This is a genomic window from Pseudomonas fluorescens, assembly GCF_902498195.1.
Taxonomy (GTDB): Bacteria; Pseudomonadota; Gammaproteobacteria; order Pseudomonadales; family Pseudomonadaceae; genus Aquipseudomonas; species Aquipseudomonas fluorescens_BU.
On record NZ_CABVIY010000001.1, the window covers coordinates 1,145,370 to 1,170,756 of the forward strand.

Genomic DNA, 25,387 nt, shown 5'->3' on the forward strand with positions numbered 1-25,387 from the left:
CTCAATCGCCCTCATGCCGGTGTTGCGCCGCGCCGTCGGGGATCTGCGCGGCAGGTGTCGCCGGTCCCGGCTGCACCGCTTTTGGGGCGGGGTCCTTGTCCCCGAACAGGCGCTCCACCAGGTAGTAGAACAGCGGAATGAAGAAAATCGCGATGACGGTCGCGGCCAGCATCCCGCCGATCACCCCCGTGCCGATGGAATGACGACTGTTTTCAGAGGCGCCGACGGCAATCGCCAGCGGCACACAACCCAGGATGAACGCCAGCGAGGTCATCACAATCGGGCGCAGGCGCTCCTTGGCGGCGGTCATGGCGGCGTCGTAGGCCGACATGCCGTTTTCCCGGTTGAGCACGGCAAACTCGAAAATCAGGATGGCGTTCTTGGCCGCCAACGCCACCAGCATGGTCAAGCCGATCTGGAAGTACACGTCATTGCTCAGGCCGCGGATCAGCACGGCGAGCAGGGCGCCGAACAAGGCAAACGGCACGGCCAGCAGCACACCGACGGGCAACGACCATTTTTCGTACTGCGCCGCCAAAATCAGGAACACCATCACCAGGCCAAAGATAAACACCCGGGACGAGGCGCCGCCGCTCTTTTTCTCCTCGAACGCCTCGCCACTCAAGGCCAAGGCGTAGTCGTTGGTCATGATCTCGGCGCTGATCTCTTCCAGCGCCGCCAGCGCCTGGCCGGAGCTGTAGCCGGGGGCCGGGTTGGCCGTGAGTTTGACCGCCGGGAAGTTATTGAAGCGGGTCAGCAGGTCGGGGCCGGTGACGTAGCGGGTGGTCAGCAGGGCCTTGAGCGGGACCATCCCGAGGTTTTTGCTGCGCACATAGATCTGTTGCAGGTCTTCGGCCTTGAGGCGATAGGACGGCTCGGCCTGCAGGATCACCTGCCAAAGCCGGCTGAACTTGTTGAATTGCGAGACGTACAGCGAGCCGAACATGGTCTGCATGGTGCTGTAGACATCCTCGACCGGTACACCGAGGCTCTCGGCTTTTTCCCGGTCGACATCGACCATCAATTGTCGGGAAAACACGTTGAACGTCGAAGTGATTGCGCCCAGTTCCGGGCGTTGTTTGGCCTTGGCCAGCAGGGTGCCGACCAGCTCGGCCAATTGGTCGACGTTGGCCTCGCCCTTGCTCTGCACCCACACTTCCATGCCGCCGGTGGTGCCGAGGCCTGGAATGGACGGCGGGTTGACCGGCAGAATGATGCCTTCCTGCACGGTGGAAAAGGCGTGCGCCGCCTTCTGGATCACCGCCGGGGCGCTTTGTTGCTTGATGGTGTCCGAGTCCTTGTAGCGCTCCTCGAAATCCTTGAAGCCGACGAAGAGCGTCGCGGCGTTGTTCTTGTTCTGACCGTCCAGCAGGCTGTAGCCGTTGACGATGGCCACGCCTTCGACGGCCTCGTCGTTCATGAAGAAATCACTGGCCACCTTGCCGACCGCACCGGTGCGGTCCAGGCTGGCGGCGTCGGGCATGATCACCGCGCCGAGCAGGTAGCCCTGGTCTTCCGGGGGCAGGAAGGCGCTGGGTATGCGCTGGGCCATCAACAGGATCAGCACGATCATGCCGGCAAACAGCAAGAGCGCCAGCACGAAGCGCTTGATCATGAACGCCACCGAGCGCGAATAACCCTCGGTCATGCGCTCGAAGCTGCGTTCGAACCAGCGGAAGAAGGCGTTTTTATCGCCGTGCTGCGGCTTGAGCAGCAGCGCCGCAAGCGCCGGTGACAGGGTCAGGGCGACCAGGCCGGAAATCACCACGGAAATGGCAATGGTGATCGCGAACTGCTTATACAGCTGGCCGGTGATACCGCCCATGAACGCCACCGGGATGAACACCGCGCACAGCACCAGGACGATGGCCACCACCGGGCCGGCCACTTCGTCCATCGCCCGTTTGGCGGCGTCCTTGGGGTTCATCTTGTGCACGTGCATGTTGCGCTCGACGTTCTCGATCACCACGATCGCGTCGTCCACCACAATCCCGATGGCCAGCACCATGCCGAACAGCGTCAGCATGTTCACGGAAAATCCCAGGGCCGACATGCCGATAAAGGTGCCGACGATGGACACCGGCACCGCCAGCACCGGAATCAAGGTGGCCCGCAGGCTCTGCAGGAAGATGTAGACCACCACGACCACCAGCACCAGGGCTTCGAAGAAGGTGTGGATCACCTCGTTGATCGATGTCCGGGTGAAGGCGGTGGTGTCCATCACGATCTTGTATTCCATGCCCTCGGGAAAGGTGGTCTTCATGTCTGCCAGGGTCTGGGTGACCGCCGCCGAGACATCAAGGGCATTGGCGCCGGGCTGTTGATACACCGCAATCAGCGTCGCCGGCTTGCCCTGGTAGGTGCTGCGCAGCGAGTAGTCTTTCTGCCCGAGTTCGGCGCGGCCGACGTCCTTGAGTCGCACGATGGCCGCGCCTTCGTTGCTGGCGCGCAGGATGATGTTCTCGAATTCCGCGGGCTCGGTCAGGCGACCCTTGGTGGTCACCGCGAACGACTGCTCCACGGGCGCCCCGGTGGGCGACTGGCCGACGCGGCCCACGGCGAATTGCTGGTTCTGGTTGGCCACGGCCCTCTGCACATCGGCGCTGGTGATGCCCAGTTGCGCCATGCGGTCGGGCTTGAGCCAGATGCGCATGGCGTAGTCCGGCGTGCCGAAGATGCTGGCCTGGTTGGCGCCCGGGATCCGCTTGATCGCGTCCAGGATATACAGGTTGGCGTAGTTGGCGACGTAGGTGCTGTCGTAGCGGTCGCCGGCGGAGTACACGGCCAGCACCATCATGAACGCCGAGGATTTCTTCTGCACCTGGATGCCCTGGCTCTGCACCGCCGAGGGCAGTTGCGGCAACGCCAGGTTGACCCGGTTCTGCACGTCGACCTGGGCCAGGGAGGGGTCGGTGCCGATCTCGAAGAACACGTTGAGGGTCATGTTGCCCGTCGCCGAACTGGACGAGTTCATGTAGATCATGTTGTCCGCGCCGTTGACCTGCTGCTCGATGGGCGCGGCGACGTTATTGGCCACGACCTGGGCATCGGCACCGGGGTAGGTCGCCGCCACCGTGATCTGCGGCGGCGTGATATCCGGGTACTGGGCCACGGGGAGCTGGAGCATGGCCACCGCGCCGGCCAGGGTGATGATGATCGAGATCACCGACGCGAAGATCGGCCGGTCGATGCAATAGTGGGAAATGCTCATGGATTTTTTCCGCCCGTTGCACCCGACGGAACGGTTTTGGCCGGTGGCGCGGCGGGGGCGGCGCCAGGCGCCTCGACAATGTTCAGCGGCCCGCCCGGTGTTACGCGCAGTGCACCATCGACCACGATGCGCTCGCCGGTGCGCAGGCCCTTGCTGATAAACCAGTCATCGCCTTGCCACTCGCCCACTTCCACCACCCGTTGCTCGGGCTTGCCTTCGGCGTTGATGACCCAGACGAAGTGGCTTTTGGCGCCTTCGAGCACGGCCTTCTGCGGCACCAGGATCGCGTTCGGCCGCGTGGCGCCCTTGGCCAGGGCGCGCACGAACTGGCCGGGACGCAGCAGGCCATCGGGGTTGGCGAGCACGGCGCGGACCAGGAAGGTGCCGGTGTCCTGGCTGTAGGACGGCGCCAGGAAATTCACCTTGCCGCGCTCGGGCACCAGCGTGCCGTCCGCCAGGACCACTTCCACGACAAAGTCGCTGCGTGGCGGAAACTTGAGGCGTCCGGCGGCGATTTCGTCGCGGTATTTCAGGTTTTCGTTTTCCGAGAGGCTGAAGTTGACGTACATCGGGTCCATTTGCGACACGGACGTCAGCAGCCCCGATTCACCGGGCGTGACGTAACTGCCTTCCTGTTTTTTCGCATCGCTGGACAGGCCGTTGAGCGGCGAGTTGATGGTGGTGTAGCTCAGGTTCAGTTGTGCGGTGCGTACCGCGCCTTCGGCGGCCAGGACGGCGGCCTTGGTCTCGCGTTCCGCGCCGACGGCGTTGTCCAGGTCCATCTTGCTCACGGCGTTCTGCGCCGCCAGCGGGCGGACGCGGGCGAGGGTGGCCTTGGCCACTTCCCAGCGCGCCTGTTGCTGGGCCATTTGCCCCTGGGCCGATGCCAGCGCGGCCTCGAAGGGTTTACGGTCCATCTGGAACAGGACTTGCCCGGTCTTCACCAGGTCGCCTTCGGTGTACAGCCGCTTGTCCAGGAACCCGGCGACCCGTGCCCGGATCTCCACTTCCCGGGAACTCTGGGTCTGGGCGACGAACTCGAAAGTGACCGGGGTATCGCGCGCGGTAACCGTCATGACGGTCACATCGGGTGCCTGGCGAGCCGGGGCGACGGGCTCCTTTCCACAGCCGGCCAACAAGCCCGACAGCCCGATCAGGACCGCCATCGGTACGCCCACACGCTGCCTGACAACGAATGTTTTCACGCCCATGCCCACGCTTCCTGACGGTCTCCGATCAGAAGCGTAGTCACAAACCTTATGCAGCGCGAACCGCGAACGAAGCCGCATTCCCCTGTAGGAGCTGCCGAAGGCTGCGATCTTTTGATCTTGCTTTCTGAAGTCAAACGATCGCAGCCTCGTTGCACTCGTCAGCTCCTACAGGAGCGGGGGTGCCAGCGTCCACTGTCATGAAATGAAAAGCCGTTGTCGTCTGATGAGAAGCGGCGGGCCAGGTGGCGTCCTACAGTCCAATCAGCGCAATTCGACGCACCCAATAATAATGCTGACTGGGGAACAAAATAATGGCCAACGCCGTACGCTTTTACGAAACCGGTGGTCCCGAGGTCCTTCGCTATGAAGAGGTCGAAGTCGGTGAACCCGGTCCGGGCCAGGTCCGGCTGCGGCACGTGGCCGTTGGCCTGAACTATGCCGACACCTACTTTCGCAACGGCACCTATCCGATCCCGATGCCCAACGGCATGGGTGTCGAAGCGTCCGGCGTGGTCCAGGCCATCGGCGAGGGCGTGAGCAACGTGCAAGTGGGGGATCGCGTCACCTACACCGGTTTCCTCAATACCCTGGGCGCCTACAGCACCGAGCGCCTGATCGCGGCCGCGCCGTTGATCAAGCTGCCGGAAACCATCAGCTTCGAGACGGCCGCCGCCATGACCATGCGCGGCCTGACGTCCTCGTACCTGATGCGCCGCATTTACGACTTCAAGGCGGGCGACAGCATCCTGTTGCATGCCGCCGCCGGCGGAGTGGGGCTGATCGTTTCGCAATGGGCCAAATTGCTCGGCCTGACCGTCATCGGCACGGTGTCCACCGAGGTCAAGGGTGAGATTGCCAGGGCCCACGGCTGCGACCATGTCATCAACTACAGCCACGAAGACGTCGCCGGGCGCGTACGCGAGTTGACGGATGGCGTGGGGGTCAACGTGGTGTTCGACAGTGTCGGCAAGAACACCTTCATGGGCTCGCTGGACTCGCTCAAGCGACGCGGCCTGATGGTCTGCGTGGGGACGGCATCCGGGCCGATCCCGGCCTTCGATCCGGTGATGCTGGCGATGAAGGGCTCGCTGTTCCTGACCCGTCCGGCGCTGGCCGACTACATCGCCGACCCGGCGGAAAAGTCCGCCCTGGCCGGCGAGCTGTTCGACCACGTCGGCAGTGGCCGGATCAAGATCGAGATCAACCAGCATTATGCCTTGCAGGATGCCGTGCAGGCCCATCGCGACCTGGAGTCACGCAAGACCACGGGCTCGTCGATTTTCGTCATTTAAGGGAGTCGTCTGCCATGAAAGTCGAACAATTGACCTGCAGCATCGGCGCGCAACTGATCGGCGTGAAGCTTGCCGATGCGATCCACGATGACGGTCTTTTCGCCGAGATTCGTGCCCAGTTGCTCCGGCATCGGGTGGTGTTCCTGCGCGACCAGGACCTCACTCGCGCCGAGCACGTGGCCTTCGCCCGGCGCTTTGGCGAACTGGAGGATCATCCGGTGGCCGGCAGCGATCCGGACCACCCAGGCCTGGTGCGTATCTACAAGAACCCGGACCAGCCGATGGACCGCTATGAGAACGCCTGGCACACCGATGCCACCTGGCGCGAGGCGCCGCCGATGGGCTGTGTGCTGCGCTGCGTGGAGTGCCCGCCCGTGGGCGGCGACACCATGTGGGCCAACATGGTCGAGGCGTACGCGCGCCTGCCCGAAGACATCAAGCTGAAGATTGCCGACCTGCGCGCGCGCCACAGCATCGAAGCCAGTTTCGGCGCCGCCATGCCGATGGAAAAACGCCTGGCACTCAAGGCGATGTACCCGGATGCCGAGCACCCGGTGGTGCGCACCCACCCGGAAACCGGCGAGAAGGTGCTGTTCGTCAACGCCTTCACCACCCATTTCAGCAACTACCACACCCCCGACCGGGTGCGCTTCGGCCAGGACGCCAATCCGGGTGCCAGTGAATTGCTGCGCTACCTGATCAGCCAGGCCTATATCCCGGAGTATCAAGTGCGCTGGCGCTGGAAGCCCAACAGCGTGGCCATCTGGGACAACCGCAGTACCCAGCACTATGCCGTCATGGATTACCCGCCGTGCCATCGCAAGATGGAACGTGCCGGGATCATCGGTGACAAGACGTACTGATCGACCCCCTCTGCATTCGAACTCGTAAAAGCGCCCGCCGGGCAGGCTCCCGGCTGGCTGCAAAAACCATAAAAACAGGAGTAACCCATGCAATTCTTCGACGATTCCCTGCACCCGGAAAACATGGAAAAGGTGGTCATCACCGTGGCCCCGTACGGCCCGGAGTGGATGCCGGAAGATTTTCCCGAAGACATCCCGCTGACCATGGACGAACAGGTGCAGAAGGCGGTCGATTGCTACGAAGCGGGCGCCACTGTCCTGCACCTGCATGTGCGTGAGCTGGACGGCAAGGGCTCCAAGCGCCTGTCCAAGTTCAACGAACTGATCGCCGGCGTGCGCGAAGCCGTGCCGGACATGATCATCCAGGTCGGCGGTTCGATTTCCTTTGCCCCTGAAGGCGAGGGTGAAGCGGCCAAATGGCTCTCGGACGATACCCGGCACATGCTCGCCGAGCTGACGCCGAAACCGGATCAGGTCACGGTGGCGATCAATACCACCCAGATGAACATCATGGAGCTGTTGTATCCGGAGTACCTCAAGGGCACTTCCCTGGATAACCCGCTGGTCCATGCCGCCTACAGCGAAATGACCGTGCCGGCGGGCCCGGCCTGGGTGGCCGAGCACCTCAAACGCCTGATGGACAACAACATCCAGCCGCACTTCCAGCTGACCGGCATGCACGCCCTGGAAACCCTCGAACGCCTGGTGCGCCGTGGCGTCTACCAGGGCCCGCTGAACCTGACCTGGATCGGCATCGGTGGCGGTTTCGACGGCCCGAACCCGTTCAACTTCTTCAACTTCATCCACCGCGCGCCGGACGGCTGCACCCTGACCTCCGAGTCGCTGCTCAAGAACGTCATGCCGTTCAACACCATGTCGATGGCCATGGGGCTGCACCCGCGCGTGGGCAACGAAGACACTATTATTGATCACAAGGGCGATCGTTTCGGCTCGGTCGATCAGATCAGGCAAACCGTGCGCATCGCCCACGAACTGGGTCGCGACATCGCCACCGGCAAGGAAGCCCGTGAGATCTATCGCATCGGTGTGAAGTACAACAGCATCGAAGAGACCCTGTTGGCCAACGGCATGGCCCCCAACCGCAAGGCCGGGCACAAGGGTGTGCCGCAGCGCGGCTGATCGCGGCTGCCCACGGGACGCAACGAGAGGCCGTGACCGCTCGTTGCCACCCAAAAACGCTCGATAACAACAATAAAACAGAGAATCGAGGAGGCCCAATGGCCTTTCACCCAATCGCCGCAGACGATGATGACGGCGCCGTCGCTGTCGCGCGTCCGTATGCCTGGATCGTCTTTGCACTGACGTTCGGCCTGTTGATTTCCGATTACATGTCGCGCCAGGTGCTGAACGCAGTGTTTCCGATGCTCAAGGGTGAATGGGCCCTGAGCGACGGACAGCTGGGCCTGCTCAGCGGCATCGTCGCCCTGATGGTCGGCCTGCTGACCTTTCCGCTGTCCTTGCTGGCGGACCGTTTCGGCCGGGTCAAGAGCCTGGCGCTGATGGCCCTGCTGTGGAGCCTGGCCACGCTGGGCTGCGCGCTGGCGCAGGACTACCAGCAGATGTTCATGGCCCGGTTCATGGTCGGGGTCGGCGAAGCCGCGTACGGCAGCGTCGGCATCGCCGTGGTGATTTCGGTGTTTCCCAAACACATGCGGGCCACCCTGGCCAGTGCCTTCATGGCGGGCGGCATGTTTGGCTCGGTGTTGGGCATGGCACTGGGCGGGGCCATTGCCGCCAAGCTGGGCTGGCGCTGGTCGTTTGCCGGCATGTCACTGTTTGGCCTGGTGCTGGCGGCGCTGTATCCGCTGATCGTCAAGGAAGCCCGCATCGCTCCGCAGCGCGCATCTGCGGTGTTGAACAAGGCGACGGCGAAGGTCAGGCAGCCGTTGCGAACGCTGTTTGCCACGCGCTCGGTGATCGCGACCTACATCGGCAGCGGTTTGCAGCTGTTCGTGGGCGGCACCGTGATTGTATGGATGCCCAGCTACCTGAATCGTTATTACGAGATGGGCACGGACAAGGCCGGGGGCATGGCGGCGGTCATCGTGCTGTGCAGCGGCGTCGGCATGATTCTGTGCGGCATGCTCAGTGACCGTCTGTGTCGGCACTCGCCCCAGCGCAAGGTCGCGCTGGCCATCGCTTTTTGCCTGGGCAGTTGCCTGTTGCTGTCGGCGGCCTTCGCCTTGCAGGCGGGTCCCGTGCAACTGGCGCTGATTTGCCTGGGCATGCTGATAGCCACTGGCACCACCGGCCCCGCCGGGGCAATGGTTGCCAACCTGACCCACTACTCGGTGCATGGCACGGCCTTCGCCACCCTGACCCTGGTCAACAACATGCTCGGGCTTGCACCCGGACCGTTTATCACCGGCAAGGTGTCCGACCTCATCGGTTTGCATGCCGCGTTCCAGCTGGTGCCACTGGTCAGCCTCGCGGCAGCGGCGGTGTTCTTTTATGCCCGGTGTCATTACCACAAGGACATCGCCCGGCTCAGGGGTGAGCAGGTCAATGACCCGATGAGTGAATCTGCAATAGAGGTGAAGCTGTGAGTCGTCGTTTACGTATCGATGTGTTTTTCGATTTTATCTGCCCCTGGTGCCTGATCGGCAAGCGCCAGCTGGAGCATGCCCAGGTGCAGTTGCGCAGTCGTCACCCGGATGTGCAGATCACCACGATGTGGCACGGCGTGCAGTTGCTGCCGCAGATACCGGTGCAGGGTGAATCCTTTGCTGATTTCTACCGCAAGCGCCTGGGCAATGCCGACGCCGTGACCATGCGCCAGGCACAGGTCCAGCAGGCGGCCGCGGCGGTCGGGCTGACCATCGACCTGAGCAACATCGCGACGATGCCCAACACCGCGGACGCCCATCGCTTGCTGGAACGGGTCAGTGCACAGGGAAATGCGGTTCAGTGCGATACGTTGCTCGAACGCCTGTTCGCCGCGTATTTCCAGAAGGGTGAAGACCTGGGATGTCGTGTAACCCTGCTCGCGATCGCCCGCTCTTGTGGCATCGATCCAGAGGTCGTCGCCGATTGCCTGAAGGGCGATGCCACGCCCTTTGACGGTTTCCCCGGTGGCACCAGTGGCGTGCCGAGTTTTCAGTTCGATCGCCGCATGACGGTGGTCGGGGCGCAACCGGCCCAGGCGCTTCTGGTGGCGATGAACGAAGCCCTCAAGGAACGTGACCGCGAGCGGCAATCGGTATGACCCGGCGCATTCCCGTGCCGGCCGCGAAACATCCGCAGGCCGGTGGCCGGGCGCTGTTCGAATTCGAAGACAAGAGCCTGGCGTTGTTCAACGTCGACGGTGAGCTGTACGTGATTGACGACAGCTGTCCGCACCAGGGCGCCTCGCTGTGTGGCGGGCGCCTGGACGGCAGGGTGATCCAGTGTTGCGCCCATGGCCTGCGTTTCGACCTGCGCAGCGGTTACCTGCTCAATTCCAGCCTGGTGAAAGTCAACAACTACCCGGTCGAGATCATCGACGACCAGGCGTTTATCGTCATCGCTTCAGAGGAGTCCGCGCCATGAGCGCCCTTGCTCTCACCCGTATCCACAGTCGCACGCGCGAACTGGCGCCGGGGTTCATCGTCAGCCTGATCGTGGCCGCCGCCGCATCGTTTTTGTCCGAGCACTACGGTGCGCCGGTCATGCTGTTCGCCCTGTTGCTGGGCATGGCCCTGAATTTTCTTGCCGATGACGGCCCGTGCAAGGCCGGTGTCGAGTTCACCGCCCGTACGGTGCTGCGCATTGGCGTGGCGCTGCTGGGCATGCGCATCACCCTGGAGCAGATGGCTGCGTTGGGCTGGAAGCCGATTGCGCTGGTGGTGATCCTGGTGGTGGTGACCATCGGCGTGTCGGTGATCGCGGCCAAGGCCCTGGGTTTTCAGCGCCTGTTCGGCATGCTCACCGGAGGCGCGACGGCCATTTGCGGCGCGTCGGCGGCGTTGGCGCTGGCGGCGGCGCTGCCGAACCATCCGCAGAAAGAACGCGCGACCCTGTTCACCGTAATCGGCGTCTCGGCGCTGTCGACGATGGCGATGATTGTCTACCCGATGATCGCCAACTGGCTGCAGCTCTCGCCGCAACTGGCGGGGGTGTTTCTCGGCGCGACCATTCACGACGTGGCCCAGGTGGTGGGCGCGGGCTACAGCATGTCGACCGAGACCGGCGACACCGCCACGGTGGTCAAGCTGATGCGGGTTGCCATGCTGCTGCCGGTGATCGTCACCGCCGCCATGATCACCCGGATGCAGGGTGCCGACCCGACCGGCAAGCGCCCGCCGTTGTTGCCATGGTTTGCCGTCGGTTTCCTGGTGCTGGCGTGCATCAACAGCACCGGCTGGGTGGTCCCGGCGGTGCAGGGGGCGGTCAATGACCTGTCGCGCTGGTGCCTGGTGGTGTCCATCAGTGCACTGGGCATGAAGACCCGGCTCAAGGAGCTGGCGTCAGTGGGCATCAAACCGATTTTACTGATGGTGGGGGAGACGGTGTTCCTGGTGGTGCTGGTGTTGTTGTTGCTGCACTGGGGCGCTTGAACCCGCTTTCGGCTACGCCAAAGGGCAGGGCTGCATCACGGTGACTCCTGACGTGATGGGGCTGACGGCCGGTGCCAGAAACACCGGCTTTTCGCGGCGACTGTACCAGCAGTCGCCGTTTTTTTTTGCGTGGTTGGTTGCTTTTTGACGGTGTACATATCCATTGCTGCGGTAACGGCGGCTAATGGTTTCGCCCTTACGGCGAGTCCCTTTTGAAAAGCCCAAAAGGAACCAAAAGGCTCTTGCCCCACCACTCGGTGCCTCGCTAAGGCTCGGCATGCCCGAACGAAGGCATTGCTCCGTGGGTCGCCGCGATGGGCCATCCCTGGCCCAGCGCGGCTAAACCGGCGTCCTGCCGGTTTACCCACTGCGCAATGCCTGCGTTCGGCCAGCGTGGTTTAACGGGGCGCCCAGATCAAAATCAAAAGCCAGGCGAGGCGGCCTGACAGCCGACCTGGCTTTGGTTGGTGCCCCGACCCCCTGTAGGAGCGAGCCTGCTCGCGATGGACGTCAACGATAACGCGGGCTGTCTGAATGATCGCGGTGTCTGGGCGTTTTTCGCGAGCAGGGCTCGCTCCTACAGGGGTACGTGTACATCCGTTAAATCAGGTCGGCTGTCACTCTGGCTGTTGCGGTGCTCGCCCCCTTGCGTAGGCACAGGCGGGTTGTTTCCACTGTAGGAGCGAGCCCTGCTCGCGATGGACGTCAACGATAACGCGGGCTGTCTGAATGATCGCGGTGTCTGGGCGTTTTTTGCGAGCAGGGCTCGCTCCTACAAGTGATTCGCTGTAAGAGCGAAACCCCGAGCCGCCGTTACCGCAGCAATGGATATGTACTCAGTAAAAGACAATGGTGAATCAGGAATCACTGCTGTCAGACAAGGCGGGCGGTGGCGTCGTTGGCCTGGGCTGTTTGTGCGAAGCACGCCAGGCCGCCGGTGGCATGCCGAACTGGCTGATGAACCAGCGGGTGAAGGAGCTGGCCATGGAGTAGCCGAGCATGTCGGCGATGCGGCCCAGCGTGTAGTTGGGGTTTTCCAGGTAGCGCAGCACCAGGTCGCGGCGCACGTCATTGATCAGGTCGTTGAAGGCGCAACCGTCGTCCTTGAGCCGGCGCTGCAGGGTGCGCACGTTCATGCCCTGGGTCTGGGCGATCTGCTCGATGGTGGCGCGGCCCATGGGCAACAGCAGGTAAATGGCCTTGCGCACCTCGAACAGCATCGAGGGGCCTTCGTGATTGAGCAACGAGTCGAGGTAGCTCTGGGCATAGCGCGCCATGGCCGGATCGGCATGGGGGTTGGTCATGTCGAGGCTGGCGTCGGAACAGACGATGCCGTTGAACTCACTGCCGAATTCCAGGGTGCAGCCAAACAGGCGGCGGTGCAGTTGCAGGTTGTCGGGTGGCTGGTGGGTGAAGTTGACGCTGTAGGGATGCCAGTGCGCGCCGAGCAGGGCCGCGCACAGGCGGAACATTACCCCGATGGCCAGTTCATTGGCTTGCCGGCAGGGCATGGGCGTCTCGGTCACCACCTCTTCGCGAATGATCACCATCTTGCCGGCCTCTTCAATGAAGATGGCCAGCGAATCGTTCATCAGATGCCGATAGTTCACCACCACCTGCAAGGCGTCGCGCAGCGTGCGCTGGTGGCTGAGCAACAGGCTGACTACGCCGAAGTCCGACAACTGGCGCGACTCGGCCATGCTCAGGCCGAAGCTCTGGCAACCGCTGGCGGCCGCCGAGTCTTCCAGCAGCCGCACGGCGGCGTCGATGGGGATGCGCGTTTCAGGCGCCTGCAACTGGGCCTTGCTCAGGCCCACGGCCGCCAATTGATCGCGCGGGTTGAACGACAGGTATTGGGTGACCTCCAGGTAGTTGGTCAAGACGGCGGCGCGAACAAGCTTGGGCATGCGAAGGTCTTTCCTGGGCCGGTTGCGGTGGAAACAAGCGCGGCGACTATAGCCAGCACATCATCGGTTGAACAGTTGCCAATTCGTTGGCAGCGGTCGTTCCCGGCGCTCGCAAATCACCGTTCCCTGACGCCTTGGCTGACGCGTACCCATTGATTACAGCGGCCTGCAAGGCATCCGTGGGATTTCATGACCAACGGTAGCACAGCGCTGGCCAGTGCCCATTTGTCATCAAAAGAAAAGTGCCTGACGTCCAATGAAAAGCGCCCGGGGTGGGCGCTCTTTAATGTCACACCTACAAGAAAGTGCTGACCACAGAGTCAGCCGGGTCACCGTGATAGCGAAGGTGTTGACGTGGACAAACTGCAAACTGCCGCAACCGTTCTGATCGTACCGGGCCTGCGCGAGCACGTTGCCGAACATTGGCAAACGCTGCTGGCGGCAAGACTGGGCAAAGTACGCAGTGTGCCACCGCTGGAAACCGACAAACTCGACTGCATGGCGCGCGTGCGGGCGATCCAGCACGAAATCGAGCAGATCGACGGGCCGGTGATTCTCGTGGCCCACAGCGCCGGCGTGCTGATGGTCGCCCATTGGGCGGCGCACTACAGCCGTCCGGTCAAGGGCGCCTTGCTGGCCGCGCCGCCGGACCTCGACGCGATCTGGCCGGCCAACTATCCCTCGTCCGAAACCCTGAAACACCAGGGCTGGAATCCTCTTCCCCAAGGTCCGTTGCCGTTCCCCAGCATCGTGGCCGGCAGCACCAATGATCACCTTGCCAGTTTTTGCGCCGTGACCCGCATGGCGCAGAACTGGGGCGCCGAATTGCTCGATCTGGGCGATGTCGGCCATCTCAATCCGGCCGCAGGATTTGGCCCATGGCAGCAAGCCGAGGCACTCATCCTGCAGCTGGATCGCTAATACAGGAGCCGGACCGGCATCACGCCACCGGCAATTGCCCTCACTCCTGAACACGCAGGCACATCGATGCTTGCGAGAGGGCGGCTGCGCTTAAAACAAATAGAAAAAGGCGGAGACAACGCAATGCACAACACCAAGAGTCACGGCTTCACCGCTCCACGCTACAGCTTGCTGGCGTCGGCTGTCCTGGCCGCCATCGTGCCGGCTGCCCATGGGGTCGAGATCGATACGGGGAATCCGGACTGGACGATGCGTGTGGACAACACCATCAAGTACAACTACGGCGTGCGCACCGAAAGTGCCGACAAACGCATGTTGGGAACGCCGAACAACAACGACGGCGATTACAACTTCCGCAAGGCCGGTACCAACATCACCAACCGTATCGACCTGTTGACCGAGATGGACGTGGTTTACCAGAACGCCATGGGCTTTCGCATCAGCGCCGCCAGCTGGTACGACAAGGCCTACGAAAACACCGGTTCCAACTCCAACCCGTTCGTCAACGGCAATGGCTCGACCTCGGGTCTGGTCGCCAACGACCCGCGCCTGGCGCCCGTCACCCGGGACAACGTCGGCAACGGCAGCCCGCACCTGAGCAACTACGCGCAGCGTTACTACACCGGTCCCTCGGGGGAAATCCTCGATGCCTTCGTGTTCTACAGCACCGAAGTGGGCGAGGAATCGATGCTCAGCGTCAAGGCCGGCCAGCACAACGTGTTCTGGGGCGAGACCATCCTCAACCCGGTGCATTCGATGAGCTACGGCCAATCCGGCCTGGACCTGGCCAAACTGGCGGCGTCGCCCGGCACTGAGGCCAAGGAGCTGTTCGTGCCGCGCAATCAGTTGTCGATGTCGTTCACGGTCAACCCGGAGTTGACCCTGGGCGCCCAGTACTTTCTCGACTGGGACGCCGCTCGCCTCCCGGAAGCCGGCACCTACTATGGCGGCTCCGACCTGGTCGGTTTCGGCGCGCAGTCGTTCCTGCTGGGGAACACTAATGCTGTCGTGCCTGGCAGTCCTCTGGGGTGCGGCCTGGCGCCGTGTAACGCATTGACCAACGTCCGTCGCGGCCATGACCTGACGCCGGACAAGCACGGCGACTGGGGCGTCATGGCCAAGTGGTCGCCCGCCTGGCTGGACGGCACGCTTGGCGTTTACTACCGCGAAACCTCGGAGATCCTGCCGCAAGCGTGGCTGGACGCGCGGGGCCTCAGCTCGGCCAACGCCAACGGCACCCGCCCGGCAGGCCAGGTGCCGGCGGTGGTCAACACGCTCAACTCGCTGAGCACCGCCACCTACCAGATGGCCTATGCCGACAACATCAAGATCGTCGGCCTGAGCCTGTCCAAGGACGTGGGCGGCGTGAGCGTGGGTTCGGACCTGAACGTTCGCCACAACATGCCGCTGGCCAGTATTCCGGCGATCGTCAGCACCAACAGCCCGCTGGGACTGGGCCAGGGGCTGGGCCTGTTGCCGGCGCGGACGGCGGCGACCGGCGTGGTGTACGACACCCCGCACAAGGGCGACAGCATGGCCGCCACCGGTGACACGCTGCACTGGACGATCAACGGCCTGGTGACCCTGCCGAAAACCCCGGTTTTCGATCAGGCGACCGTGCTCGCCGAGCTGTACTACAGCAACCTGCTCAAGCTCGACAGCAAGAATGAGGCGCTCTACAAGGGCAAGGATTCCTACCGCGGCATCGACGCGCCGACCCGGGACAACTGGGGCCTGGCGATCAACTTCACACCCACCTGGTACCAGGTGTTCCCCGGTGTCGACCTCAACGCACCGATGTCGGTCAACGTCGGCCTCGATGGCGTGTCCCCGGTCTCCGGTGGCGGTGCCAAGGACACCGGCAACTACGCCATCGGCCTGGGGGCCGTTGCGTACAACAAGTACTTCGTCGACCTGAAGTACGTGGACTCCTTCGGCAAGGCCGACAAATGCAACGTCAGCGGTGTCAGCACCGGCCCGACCGGCGGTGACGGCTCCACCCCGAACGCCTTCAGCGGCAACGAAAACTATGCCTGTTACGCCGGTGGCTACTCGTCCTTCTCCGGAGGCGGTGCCACGACTGAGGATCGCGGCGCGCTGTACCTGACGATGAAAACCACTTTTTGATTCACCACTGATTTGCTCGACGCAAGCAGGAGAATATCAAGATGAAATTTGCACAAACCGTATTGGCTGCATCCGTGGCCCTTGTCCTGACCGCCCAGGCACAGGCCGCCGTTTCACCCCAGGACGCCGCAAAACTGGGCACCAGTCTCACCCTGGTGGGCGCCGAAAAGGCCGGCAACGCCGATGGTTCCATCCCGGCCTACAGCGGTGGCCTGACCACGCCACCGGCCAGCTTCAAGTCCGGTGACAGCATGCGTCCGGACCCCTTTGCCAGTGAAAAGCCGCTGGTGACGATCGACGGCAAGAACCTCGACCAGTACAAGGGCATGCTCACCGCCACCACCGTGGAACTGGCCAAGCGTTTCCCGACTTTCCGTGTGGACCTGTACCCGACTCACCGTACCGTTTCGCTGCCCCAGGCCATTCTCGATAACGGTGTGAAAAACGCCAGCGGCGCCAAGTCCCTCGAAGAGGGCCTGGCCATCGATAACGTATTGCCGGGCGTGCCGTTCCCGATTCCACAATCGGGCAACGAAGCGATGTGGAACTTCCTGCTGCGTTATCAGGGCGTCAGCATCAGCTCCAAGTACGACTCGTGGAACGTGGACGCCGCGGGCGTGCCGAGTCTGGCGATCACCGGGCAAGCGTTCATTTCCTACCCGATCTACGAAAACCTCACGCAGCCGATCAGCAGCGCCGACGTGTACTACCAGATGAAGCTGGCCTACACCGGCCCTGCGCGCCGCGCCGGTGAAGCGGTAATGCTCAAGGATGCGGCCAACCCGCTGCAACAACCGCGTCGCGCCTGGCAATACCTGCCCGGCCAGCGTCGGGTGAAACTGGCACCGAACCTGGCCTACGACACGCCTAACCCCGGCACCGCCGGCGCGGGCACCTACGACGACGTGTTTGTGTTCAACGGTGCGCTGGATCGCTACGACTGGAAGCTTAAGGGCAAGCAGGAAATGATCGTGCCCTACAACACCTACAAGCTGACCTACGCCCAGGACCCCAAGTCGCTGACCACCGCCAACCACCTGTCTCCGGACTTCGTGCGCTGGGAAAAACACCGCGTCTGGGTCGTCGAAGGCACGCTCAAGGCCGGCGCCCGTCACATCTACGCCAAGCGTCGCTTCTACCTCGACGAAGACAGCTGGACGGCTCTGGCCTCGGACCAGTATGACGCCCGTGGCCAGCTCTACCGTGGCTCCTTCGCCTTCCTGAGCCAGAGCTACGACAAGCAGGTGCCGGACTCCACGCCCTTCATGATCTACGACCTGGTCGGCGGTTCCTACAACATCAACGGTGTGGTCGGCCCTTACGGCGGCATCAAGTACATCGATCCGCTCTCCAAGGCCCAGTGGTCCTCGGAATCCCTGGCCGGTGCCGGCATTCGCTAAACCAGCCGCACTGTAGGAGCGAGCCTGCTCGCGATGAACCCGAGAGCGACGCGGGCATCCAGAAAGCCCACGTCATCGTTCACGACCATCGCGAGCAGGCTCGCTCCCACAAGGACGGTGGAACCGAGCGATTTTCCGAAGAGGACGCGGTATGGGTTCGTATAAAAATAATTATCTACAGCTGGCCTGTGGCGTTGCGTTGAGCCTTTTGCAAGGCATCAGCCTGGCGGCCGATTACGTCGATGTGCTGGACCTGCCCGCCACGGTCAGTGCCTTGTCCATCAGCAGCCCGTTGTCCGGCATGACCCGCGCCGGCGAGCGCGTGATTACCGTCGGCCAGCGCGGCCATATTCTGTTTTCCGATGATGCGGGTTTGCACTGGCGGCAGGCCTCCGTGCCGGTCAGTGCCGACCTCACCGCCGTGAATTTCCCGACCGCGACCCAAGGCTGGGCGGTGGGTAATGACGGCGTGGTGCTGCACAGCAGCGATGGCGGCGCGACCTGGCACAAGCAACTCGATGGTCGCCAGATCGGCAGCTTGCTGGTCAGGCATTATTCGGCCCTGGCCGGTGCCGAGCCAGCCAACGAGCAATGGCCGCTGCTGGTCGGCGAGGGCCAGCGGCTGGTCGATCAAGGCGCGGATAAACCGCTGCTTGACGTCTGGTTCGCCAATGAAAAAACCGGCTATGTGGTCGGCGTGTTCAACCTGATCCTGCGCACCGACGACGGCGGCCAGACCTGGACCCCGTTCCAGGACCGCACCGACAACCCGCAGGGTTTCCATCTCAACGCCATCGCCTCCACGGGCGACGGTCTGTACATCGCCGGCGAGCAGGGCCTGTTGCTCAAATGGGACGACAGCGCTGAACGCTTCGTTGCCGTGCCGACGCCTTATCAGGGCAGTTTCTTTGGCGTGCTCGGCAAGCCCGGCGAAGTGCTGGTGTATGGCCTGCGCGGCAACGTGCTGCGCAGCACCGACGGCGGCCGGAACTGGACCGCCCTCGACAGCGGCCTGCACGTGAGCATCACCGCCGGCCTGGTCGATGCCCGTGGTAACTACCGCCTGTTCACCCAGGGCGGGCAGATGCTGGTCAGCCAGGGGACGGGCGCGCAACTGCATCTGGTAAGGCAACCGGCCCCGACCCCGGTCGCCGGTGCCACGCAATCCGTGGACGGCAAGCTGGTGCTGGCGGGCAGCCGTGGCGCCCGGACACTGGACGCCGAGCCCGCCAAATCAGCCGCCATCGAACCCTAAGAGCGAGAACCCAGACATGGGCAATATCAAACAAGACGCCATGCCGGTGATCCGCGATCTGCGCGATTTCGATCAGCGCTCCGGCAACCTCCTTGAACGGCTGGTGTTCAACTTCCGCCCGTTGTTCATGCTGCTGATGGCACTGACCACGGTGCTGTTGGGCTACATGGCCGCCACGCGTCTGGAGCTGCGTCCCAGCTTCGAAAAAATGATTCCGCAGAGCCAGCCGTACATCCAGAACTTCCTGGAAAACCGCGCCTCGCTGCGTGGTTTGGGCAACTCGGTGCGGGTGGTGGTCGAGAACACCCAGGGCGATATTTTCGATCCCGGTTACCTGGACGTCCTCAAGCAGGTCAACGACCAGCTGTTCCTCACCGAAGGCGTTGACCGCGCCTGGATGAAGTCGCTGTGGAGCCCGGGCGTACGCTGGACCGAAGTCACCGAGGAGGGTTTCCAGGGCGGCCCGGTGATGCCCGACGCCTATTCGGGCAAGCCCGGGCAGATCGAGCAGCTGCGCCAGAACATTGCCCGCGCCGGCCTGGTGGGCAGCCTGGTGGCCAGCGATTTCAAGTCGAGCATGCTGATTGTGCCGCTGCTGGACAAAGCCGCCGCCGGTGGCCAGCCCATTAACTACCACGCCTTTTCGCAGATGCTCGAAGAGCAGTTGCGCGACAAGATCGAATTCGCCGGTGACGCTTCGGCGCGCAAGGCCGGGGAGGAGGGCAAGGGCCAGTACAAGGTGCGGGTCATCGGATTCGCCAAGCTGATGGGCGACCTGATCGACGGCCTGATCCAGGTGATGATGTTCTTCGGCCTGGCCGTGGTCACCTCGCTGGTCATCATCTACGCCTACACCCGTTGCGTGCGCAGCACGTTGCTGGTGGTCGGCTGTTCGCTGATCGCGGTGGTCTGGCAGCTCGGCATCGTCGCCTGGCTGGGCTATGCCATCGATCCGTATTCGGTGCTGGTGCCGTTCCTGATCTTCGCCATTGGCGTGTCCCACGCGGCACAGAAGATGAACGGGATCATGCAGGACATCGCCCGTGGCACCCACAGGCTGATCGCCGCGCGCTATACCTTCCGCCGCCTGTTCATTGCCGGGGTCACCGCGCTGCTGGCCGACGCCGTGGGGTTCGCGGTGCTGATGCTGATCGACATCCCGGTGATCCAGGACCTGGCGATCACCGCGAGCATCGGTGTCGCGGTATTGATCTTCACCTCGCTGTTGCTGATGCCGGTGGCGTTGTCCTATATCGGCGTCGGTGCCAAGGCCGCCGAGCGGGCGCTGAAAATCGATACCCGTGCAGAAAAGAACAACGGTTTCGGCAGGCTCTGGGATCTGCTCGACCGCTTTACCGGCGCCAAATGGGCGACCGCGGCGGTGCTGGTGGCGACGCTGATGGGGGTGGGTGGCTTCATGGTCAGCCAGCAGCTGAAGATCGGCGATCTGGACAGCGGGGCGCCCGAGCTGCGCGCCGACTCGCGCTACAACCGCGACAACGCCTACATCACCAGCCACTACGCGCTGTCCAGTGATCTGTTCGCGGTGATGATCAAGACCGCGCCGGAAGGCTGCCTGAACTACAAGACGCTGATTCTCGCCGATCGCCTGGCCTGGGAGCTGCAACAGTCTCCGGGCGTGCAGGCCACGGCCTCGCTGGTCAACGCCGTGCGACAGATCACCGCCGGCACTTACGAAGGCAACCCCAAGCTCAATAGCATCCAGCGCAACCAGGACGTGCTGAACTACGCCGCGCAGCAGGCCTCGGTGAACTCACCGGAGCTGTTCAACACCGATTGCTCGATGATGCCGGTGATTACCTTCCTCAAGGATCACAAGGCTGAAACCCTCGACGCGGTGGTCGCGATTGCCGACAGGTTCGCCCGGGAAAACAGCACCCCTGATCGCCAGTTCCTGCTCGCCGCCGGCAGCGCCGGGATCGAGGCCGCGACCAATATCGTGGTGCGCGAAGCCAATCACACCATGCTGCTCTACGTGTACGCGGCGGTGACCCTGTTCTGCCTGATCACCTTCCGCAGCTGGCGCGCCACCCTGGTGGCGCTGTTGCCGCTGGTGCTGACGTCGATTCTCTGCGAGGCACTGATGGTCGGTATGGGCATCGGGGTCAAAGTCGCGACCTTGCCGGTGATCGCCCTGGGCGTGGGGATCGGCGTCGACTACGCCTTGTACCTGCTCAGCGTGCAGCTGCATTACCAGCGCCAGGGGCTGCCGCTGTCCCAGGCCTATCGCAACGCCGTGTCCTTTACCGGGCGGGTGGTCGGGCTGGTGGGCATCACCCTGGCCGCCGGCGTGGTGTGCTGGGTCTGGTCGCCGATCAAGTTCCAGGCCGACATGGGCATCCTGCTGACCTTCATGTTCCTGTGGAACATGCTCGGCGCGCTGATCCTGATTCCGGCCCTGTCGTACTTTCTGCTGCGCGAGCGGGTGCCTGCGCCCGGCGCCGTCACAACCCCCGAACCCATCGAAACCACTGAACGTCCGGGCGTGCCGCATGCCCTGACCACTTCCGAGTAAGCCAACAATGTCTGACTACAAAGCCCCCCTGCGCGACATGCGCTTCGTACTCAACGAGGTTTTTCAGGTCTCCCGGCTGTGGGCGAGCATGCCCGGCCTGGCCGAGGTGATCGATGAAGAAACCGCTGCCGCGATCCTCGAAGAGGCCGGCAAGATCACAGGCGAAGTGATCGCGCCGCTGAACCGCACCAGCGACGAACAGGGCTGCACCTGGAGCAAAGACACGGTCAAGGCGCCGGAGGGTTTTGCCCAGGCTTACCAGGCATTTGCCGAAGGTGGCTGGGTCGGTGTCGGCGGCGATCCGCGGTTCGGCGGCATGGGCATGCCCAAGGCCATCTCCGCGCAGGTCGAGGAAATGGTCAACGCCGCCAGCCTGTCGTTCGGCCTGTACCCGATGCTGACGGCCGGCGCCTGCCTGTCGATCAATGCCCACGCCAGCGAGGAACTGAAGGCCGCTTACCTGCCGAACATGTACGCTGGCACCTGGTCCGGCTCCATGTGCCTGACCGAGGCCCATGCCGGCACCGACCTGGGCCTGATTCGCACCCGCGCCGAGCCACAGGCCGACGGCAGCTATAAGGTTACTGGCAGCAAGATTTTCATCACTGGCGGCGAGCAGGACCTGACCGGGAACATCATTCACCTGGTGCTGGCGCGCCTGCCGGATGCACCGGCGGGGCCAAAAGGCATCTCGCTGTTTTTGGTGCCCAAGGTGCTGGTCAATGCCGACGGCTCGCTGGGTGAGCGCAATTCGCTGTCCTGCGGTTCGATCGAACACAAGATGGGCATCAAGGCTTCCGCCACCTGCGTGATGAACTTCGACGGCGCCACTGGCTGGATCGTCGACGCGCCGAACAAAGGCCTGGCGGCGATGTTCACCATGATGAACTACGAACGCCTGGGCGTCGGTATCCAGGGCCTGGCCCAGGGCGAACGCTCTTACCAGAACGCCCTTGCCTATGCCCAGGACCGCATCCAGAGCCGGGCGCCAAGCGGCGCGCAGCACAAGGACAAGGCCGCCGACCCGATCATCGTGCACCCGGACGTGCGGCGCATGCTGCTGACCATGAAAGCCTTGAACGAAGGCGGGCGGGCCTTCTCCAGCTACGTTGCGCTGCAACTGGACACCGCCAGGTACAGCGACGATGCCGCGACCCGCAATCGTGCCCAGGAACTGGTGGCGCTGTTGACCCCGGTGGCCAAGGCCTTCCTGACCGACATGGGCCTGGAAACCACCTTGCACGGGCAGATGGTCTTCGGCGGTCACGGCTACATTCGCGAGTGGGGCCAGGAGCAGCTTGTTCGGGATTGCCGCATCACCCAGATCTACGAAGGCACCAATGGCATCCAGTCCCTGGACCTGGCCGGGCGCAAGATCGTCGGCAGCGGCGGGGCGCTTTACCGTCTGTTCGCTTCTGAGGTTCGCAACTTCAGCGCCAATGCCGGCGCCGAACTGGGCGAGTTCACCAAACCGCTGAACGCTGCCGTGGACCTGCTCGACGAGCTGACCGCCTGGCTGCTCGACCGCGCCCAGCACAACCCGAATGAAATCGGTGCGGCCTCGGTCGAGTACCTGCACGTGTTCGGCTACACCGCCTACGCCTACATGTGGGCACAGATGGCCAGGGCCGCCCTGTACGCGGATTCCCCGGACGATTTCTACACCGGCAAACTGGCCACCGCGCGCTTCTACTTTGCCCGACTGCTGCCGCGTATCCACTCGTTGAGCGCGTCGGTCAAGGCAGGCAGCGATTGCCTCTTTGCCTTGCAAGCCGATCAGTTCTGATAGAACAAGGACCCGAACACCATGATGGCAACCAAAATAATCCCGCCCGCCGAGGGCGCCTATGCCTATCCCTTGCTGATCAAGCAATTGCTGCTCTCCGGCGTGCGCTATGAGCCGGGCCGGGAAATCGTCTACGCCGACAAGCTGCGCTACAGCTACCAGACGCTCAACCAGCGCATCCGCCGCCTGGCCAATGCGCTGACCGCCGCCGGGGTCAAGGCCGGGGATACCGTTGCCCTGCTGGACTGGGACAGCCATCGCTACCTGGAATGCTTCTTCGCCGTGCCGATGATCGGCGCGGTGTTGCACACGGTGAACATTCGCCTGTCGCCGGATCAGGTGCTCTACACGATGAACCACGCCGAGGACGACCTGGTCCTGGTGCATGATGATTTCCTGCCGCTGCTGGAGCAGATCCAGGATCAACTCACCACCGTCAAAGGCTTCCTTCAGCTCAGCGACAACGGTATCGCCGAGACCTCCCTGCCGGTCGTTGGGGAATACGAGCATCTGTTGGCCCAATCCTCGGACCGGTACGACTTCCCCGATTTCGACGAGCACTCGGTGGCGACACTGTTCTACACCACCGGCACCACGGGCGAGCCGAAAGGCGTGTACTTCACCCACCGCCAGCTGGTGCTGCATACCCTCAACGCCGTCGGCACCCTGGGGGTGTATCAGGGCCAGCCGCTGCTGCACTCCGACGACGTCTACATGCCGATCACCCCGATGTTCCACGTGCATGCCTGGGGCGTGCCGTATGTGGCGACGTTGATGGGGCTCAAGCAGGTTTATCCGGGTCGGTACGAACCCGACAGCCTGGTGCGGTTGTACCGCAAGGAGAAGGTCAGCTTCTCCCATTGCGTGCCGACCATTTTGCAAATGATCCTGAACTGCGAGGAGGGGGCGAAGACCCGCTTCGACGGCTGGAAGATTCTCATCGGTGGCAGCGCCTTGCCCTTGGGCCTCGCCACTGAAGCCAGCGGCAGGGGCATGCTGATGCACGCCGGTTATGGCATGTCGGAAACCTGCCCGTTGCTGTGTCTCACCTATCTGCGTGATGAAGAACGGGAAAAACCGATGTCGGAACAGTTGCCGACCCGGATCAAGACCGGCACGCCCATCCCGCTGGTCGATCTGAAAATCATCGACGCCAACGGCGACGACGTGATCCATGACGGTGAATCGCTGGGCGAAGTCGTGGTGCGCGCGCCGTGGCTGACCCAGGGCTACTGGAAATCAGCGGAAAAAGGCGCCGAGCTCTGGCAGGGCGGTTGGCTGCACACCGGCGACATGGCGTCGATCGACCCGCAGGGCGGCGTGGAAATCAAGGACCGGATCAAGGACGTGATCAAGACCGGCGGGGAGTGGATCAGCTCCCTGGAACTGGAGAGCCTGATCAGCGAGCACGTGGCGGTCCGCGCGGTCGCGGTGGTGGGCGTCGCCGATGAACAATGGGGTGAGCGGCCCATGGCGCTGGTGGTCTGCGAGCCGGGCCACTTTCTGGATCGCAAGATCCTGGAGACGCATTTGCACACCTTTGTCGAGCGGGGCCGGATCAACAAATGGGCGATCCCCAAGCAGTTCAAGTTTGTCGCCGAGATCCCCAGGACCAGCGTCGGTAAGATCGACAAGAAGTGCATCCGCCAGGCTGAGTCGAGCTGAAGGGCGCGCCCGGCACTGCGCCGCGCATGAACGGTCAGGCCGACCGGTCATGCGCGGCGTGCAACGCCCCGGCGTCAAACGGCCCGGCCTGAATACTCCTGCATGGCATCCAGCAACGCGGCGTGAAAGTAGGTTGTCGAGGCTCGATCGCAGAGGATATGCAAACTCGATTGGCGTGGGGTGGAGGCGTTGATCACGATCACGTTGATGCGCGCCGCCGACGTCTGCGCGACCCCACCCGGGGCAAACACCGCCGGGTTCAGGTCCACGCCGCAGAGTTTGGCCATGACCTCGGCGAGGTGCTCGCCACTGAGCTGTAACCAGGCATGGCTGTCCTGGCGCGGCAGCAGGTAGTTGGCCTGGTGGTCCAGCTCCCAGCGCGCCTCTTCATCGGCGATCCGTTCGCCCTGATCCTCCAGGCTGCCGAGCAACAGGTACTCGGTCTGGGACAAGCGCACCACCCAGCCGCCGTCATCCTGGATGACCGCGCGGTTGGGCGCGTCCGGCAACAGGAAGTGGCGGCCGCGCAGGTACTCGGCACTGTGGGCACCGCGAAAGCCGACCCGTGGCAGGTCCGTGAGGTCGGTCAGCGTGCAGCTGGACATCAGGGCCAGGGCGGGCTGGCCGGCGACAGGTTGTTCTCTCAGGCTGGTCATG

At 63.3% G+C, this 25,387-nt stretch carries 18 protein-coding genes; 14 read left to right on the plus strand and 4 right to left on the minus strand.

What is annotated here, in order from left to right:
* Window position 1 precedes the first annotated feature (1 nt).
* Window positions 2-3,211 (minus strand): efflux RND transporter permease subunit, encoded by a 3,210-nt coding sequence (locus F8N66_RS05225; RefSeq protein ID WP_150769159.1) that lies wholly within the window; start codon window positions 3,209-3,211, stop codon window positions 2-4.
* Window positions 3,208-4,287 carry an efflux RND transporter periplasmic adaptor subunit gene (locus F8N66_RS05230; protein WP_150769228.1) on the minus strand — a complete coding sequence of 360 codons (1,080 nt, stop codon included), beginning with the start codon at window positions 4,285-4,287 and terminating at the stop codon, window positions 3,208-3,210. Before F8N66_RS05230 ends, F8N66_RS05225 begins: the two co-directional genes overlap by 4 nt.
* A gap of 446 nt (window positions 4,288-4,733) precedes the next feature.
* On the opposite strand from F8N66_RS05230, the gene F8N66_RS05235 reads away from it, so the two are divergent.
* The 7 genes from F8N66_RS05235 to F8N66_RS05265 all read left to right on the plus strand — a co-directional run bounded on the left by F8N66_RS05235 (window position 4,734) and on the right by F8N66_RS05265 (window position 11,133).
* On the plus strand, window positions 4,734-5,714 hold the full coding sequence (locus tag F8N66_RS05235) for a quinone oxidoreductase family protein (protein ID WP_150769160.1): 981 nt from the start codon (window positions 4,734-4,736) through the stop codon (window positions 5,712-5,714).
* Between the two features lie 14 nt (window positions 5,715-5,728).
* A complete protein-coding gene (locus F8N66_RS05240; protein WP_150769161.1) occupies window positions 5,729-6,577 on the plus strand; it encodes a TauD/TfdA dioxygenase family protein in 849 nt (282 codons plus the stop codon).
* An 87-nt stretch (window positions 6,578-6,664) separates the two neighbouring features.
* Window positions 6,665-7,717 carry a 3-keto-5-aminohexanoate cleavage protein gene (locus tag F8N66_RS05245; protein WP_150769162.1) on the plus strand — a complete coding sequence of 351 codons (1,053 nt, stop codon included), beginning with the start codon at window positions 6,665-6,667 and terminating at the stop codon, window positions 7,715-7,717.
* 98 nt (window positions 7,718-7,815) lie between these two features.
* Entirely contained in the window at window positions 7,816-9,144 is a 1,329-nt protein-coding gene (locus F8N66_RS05250) for an MFS transporter (protein ID WP_150769163.1), read from the plus strand.
* Window positions 9,141-9,803, plus strand: coding sequence for a DsbA family oxidoreductase (locus F8N66_RS05255; protein ID WP_150769164.1), 663 nt, complete (start codon window positions 9,141-9,143; stop codon window positions 9,801-9,803). Before F8N66_RS05250 ends, F8N66_RS05255 begins: the two co-directional genes overlap by 4 nt.
* Window positions 9,800-10,126, plus strand: coding sequence for a Rieske (2Fe-2S) protein (locus tag F8N66_RS05260; RefSeq protein ID WP_150769165.1), 327 nt, complete (start codon window positions 9,800-9,802; stop codon window positions 10,124-10,126). The genes F8N66_RS05255 and F8N66_RS05260 overlap by 4 nt, the downstream gene beginning before the upstream one ends.
* Window positions 10,123-11,133 (plus strand): YeiH family protein, encoded by a 1,011-nt coding sequence (locus F8N66_RS05265; RefSeq protein ID WP_150769166.1) that lies wholly within the window; start codon window positions 10,123-10,125, stop codon window positions 11,131-11,133. The genes F8N66_RS05260 and F8N66_RS05265 overlap by 4 nt, the downstream gene beginning before the upstream one ends.
* Window positions 11,134-11,990: 857 nt before the next feature.
* Here F8N66_RS05265 and F8N66_RS05275 read toward each other — a convergent pair.
* A complete protein-coding gene (locus F8N66_RS05275; protein ID WP_150769167.1) occupies window positions 11,991-13,040 on the minus strand; it encodes an AraC family transcriptional regulator in 1,050 nt (349 codons plus the stop codon).
* A 354-nt stretch (window positions 13,041-13,394) separates the two neighbouring features.
* Between F8N66_RS05275 and F8N66_RS05280 the strand changes: the two genes are divergently transcribed.
* From F8N66_RS05280 to F8N66_RS05310, 7 genes are all read left to right on the plus strand, one after another.
* The gene (locus tag F8N66_RS05280) at window positions 13,395-13,961 is read left to right on the plus strand and encodes an RBBP9/YdeN family alpha/beta hydrolase (RefSeq protein ID WP_150769168.1); all 567 of its coding nucleotides are present in this window, start codon (window positions 13,395-13,397) and stop codon (window positions 13,959-13,961) included.
* A 123-nt stretch (window positions 13,962-14,084) separates the two neighbouring features.
* On the plus strand, window positions 14,085-16,088 hold the full coding sequence (locus F8N66_RS05285; RefSeq protein ID WP_150769169.1) for a DUF1302 domain-containing protein: 2,004 nt from the start codon (window positions 14,085-14,087) through the stop codon (window positions 16,086-16,088).
* Between the two features lie 41 nt (window positions 16,089-16,129).
* On the plus strand, window positions 16,130-17,488 hold the full coding sequence (locus F8N66_RS05290) for a DUF1329 domain-containing protein (protein ID WP_150769170.1): 1,359 nt from the start codon (window positions 16,130-16,132) through the stop codon (window positions 17,486-17,488).
* Window positions 17,489-17,639: 151 nt separating this feature from the next.
* Complete coding sequence (locus F8N66_RS05295) at window positions 17,640-18,743, plus strand: WD40/YVTN/BNR-like repeat-containing protein (protein WP_150769171.1); 1,104 nt, start codon at window positions 17,640-17,642, stop codon at window positions 18,741-18,743.
* A gap of 16 nt (window positions 18,744-18,759) precedes the next feature.
* Window positions 18,760-21,279 carry an efflux RND transporter permease subunit gene (locus F8N66_RS05300; RefSeq protein ID WP_150769172.1) on the plus strand — a complete coding sequence of 840 codons (2,520 nt, stop codon included), beginning with the start codon at window positions 18,760-18,762 and terminating at the stop codon, window positions 21,277-21,279.
* A gap of 7 nt (window positions 21,280-21,286) precedes the next feature.
* Window positions 21,287-23,065, plus strand: coding sequence for an acyl-CoA dehydrogenase C-terminal domain-containing protein (locus F8N66_RS05305; protein WP_150769173.1), 1,779 nt, complete (start codon window positions 21,287-21,289; stop codon window positions 23,063-23,065).
* A 21-nt stretch (window positions 23,066-23,086) separates the two neighbouring features.
* Window positions 23,087-24,730 carry a fatty acid--CoA ligase gene (locus F8N66_RS05310; RefSeq protein ID WP_150769174.1) on the plus strand — a complete coding sequence of 548 codons (1,644 nt, stop codon included), beginning with the start codon at window positions 23,087-23,089 and terminating at the stop codon, window positions 24,728-24,730.
* 74 nt (window positions 24,731-24,804) lie between these two features.
* Here F8N66_RS05310 and F8N66_RS05315 read toward each other — a convergent pair whose 3' ends face one another.
* Window positions 24,805-25,386, minus strand: a complete 582-nt coding sequence (locus F8N66_RS05315; protein ID WP_150769175.1) for a sarcosine oxidase subunit gamma — start codon at window positions 25,384-25,386, stop codon at window positions 24,805-24,807.
* Window position 25,387: the final 1 nt, after the last annotated feature.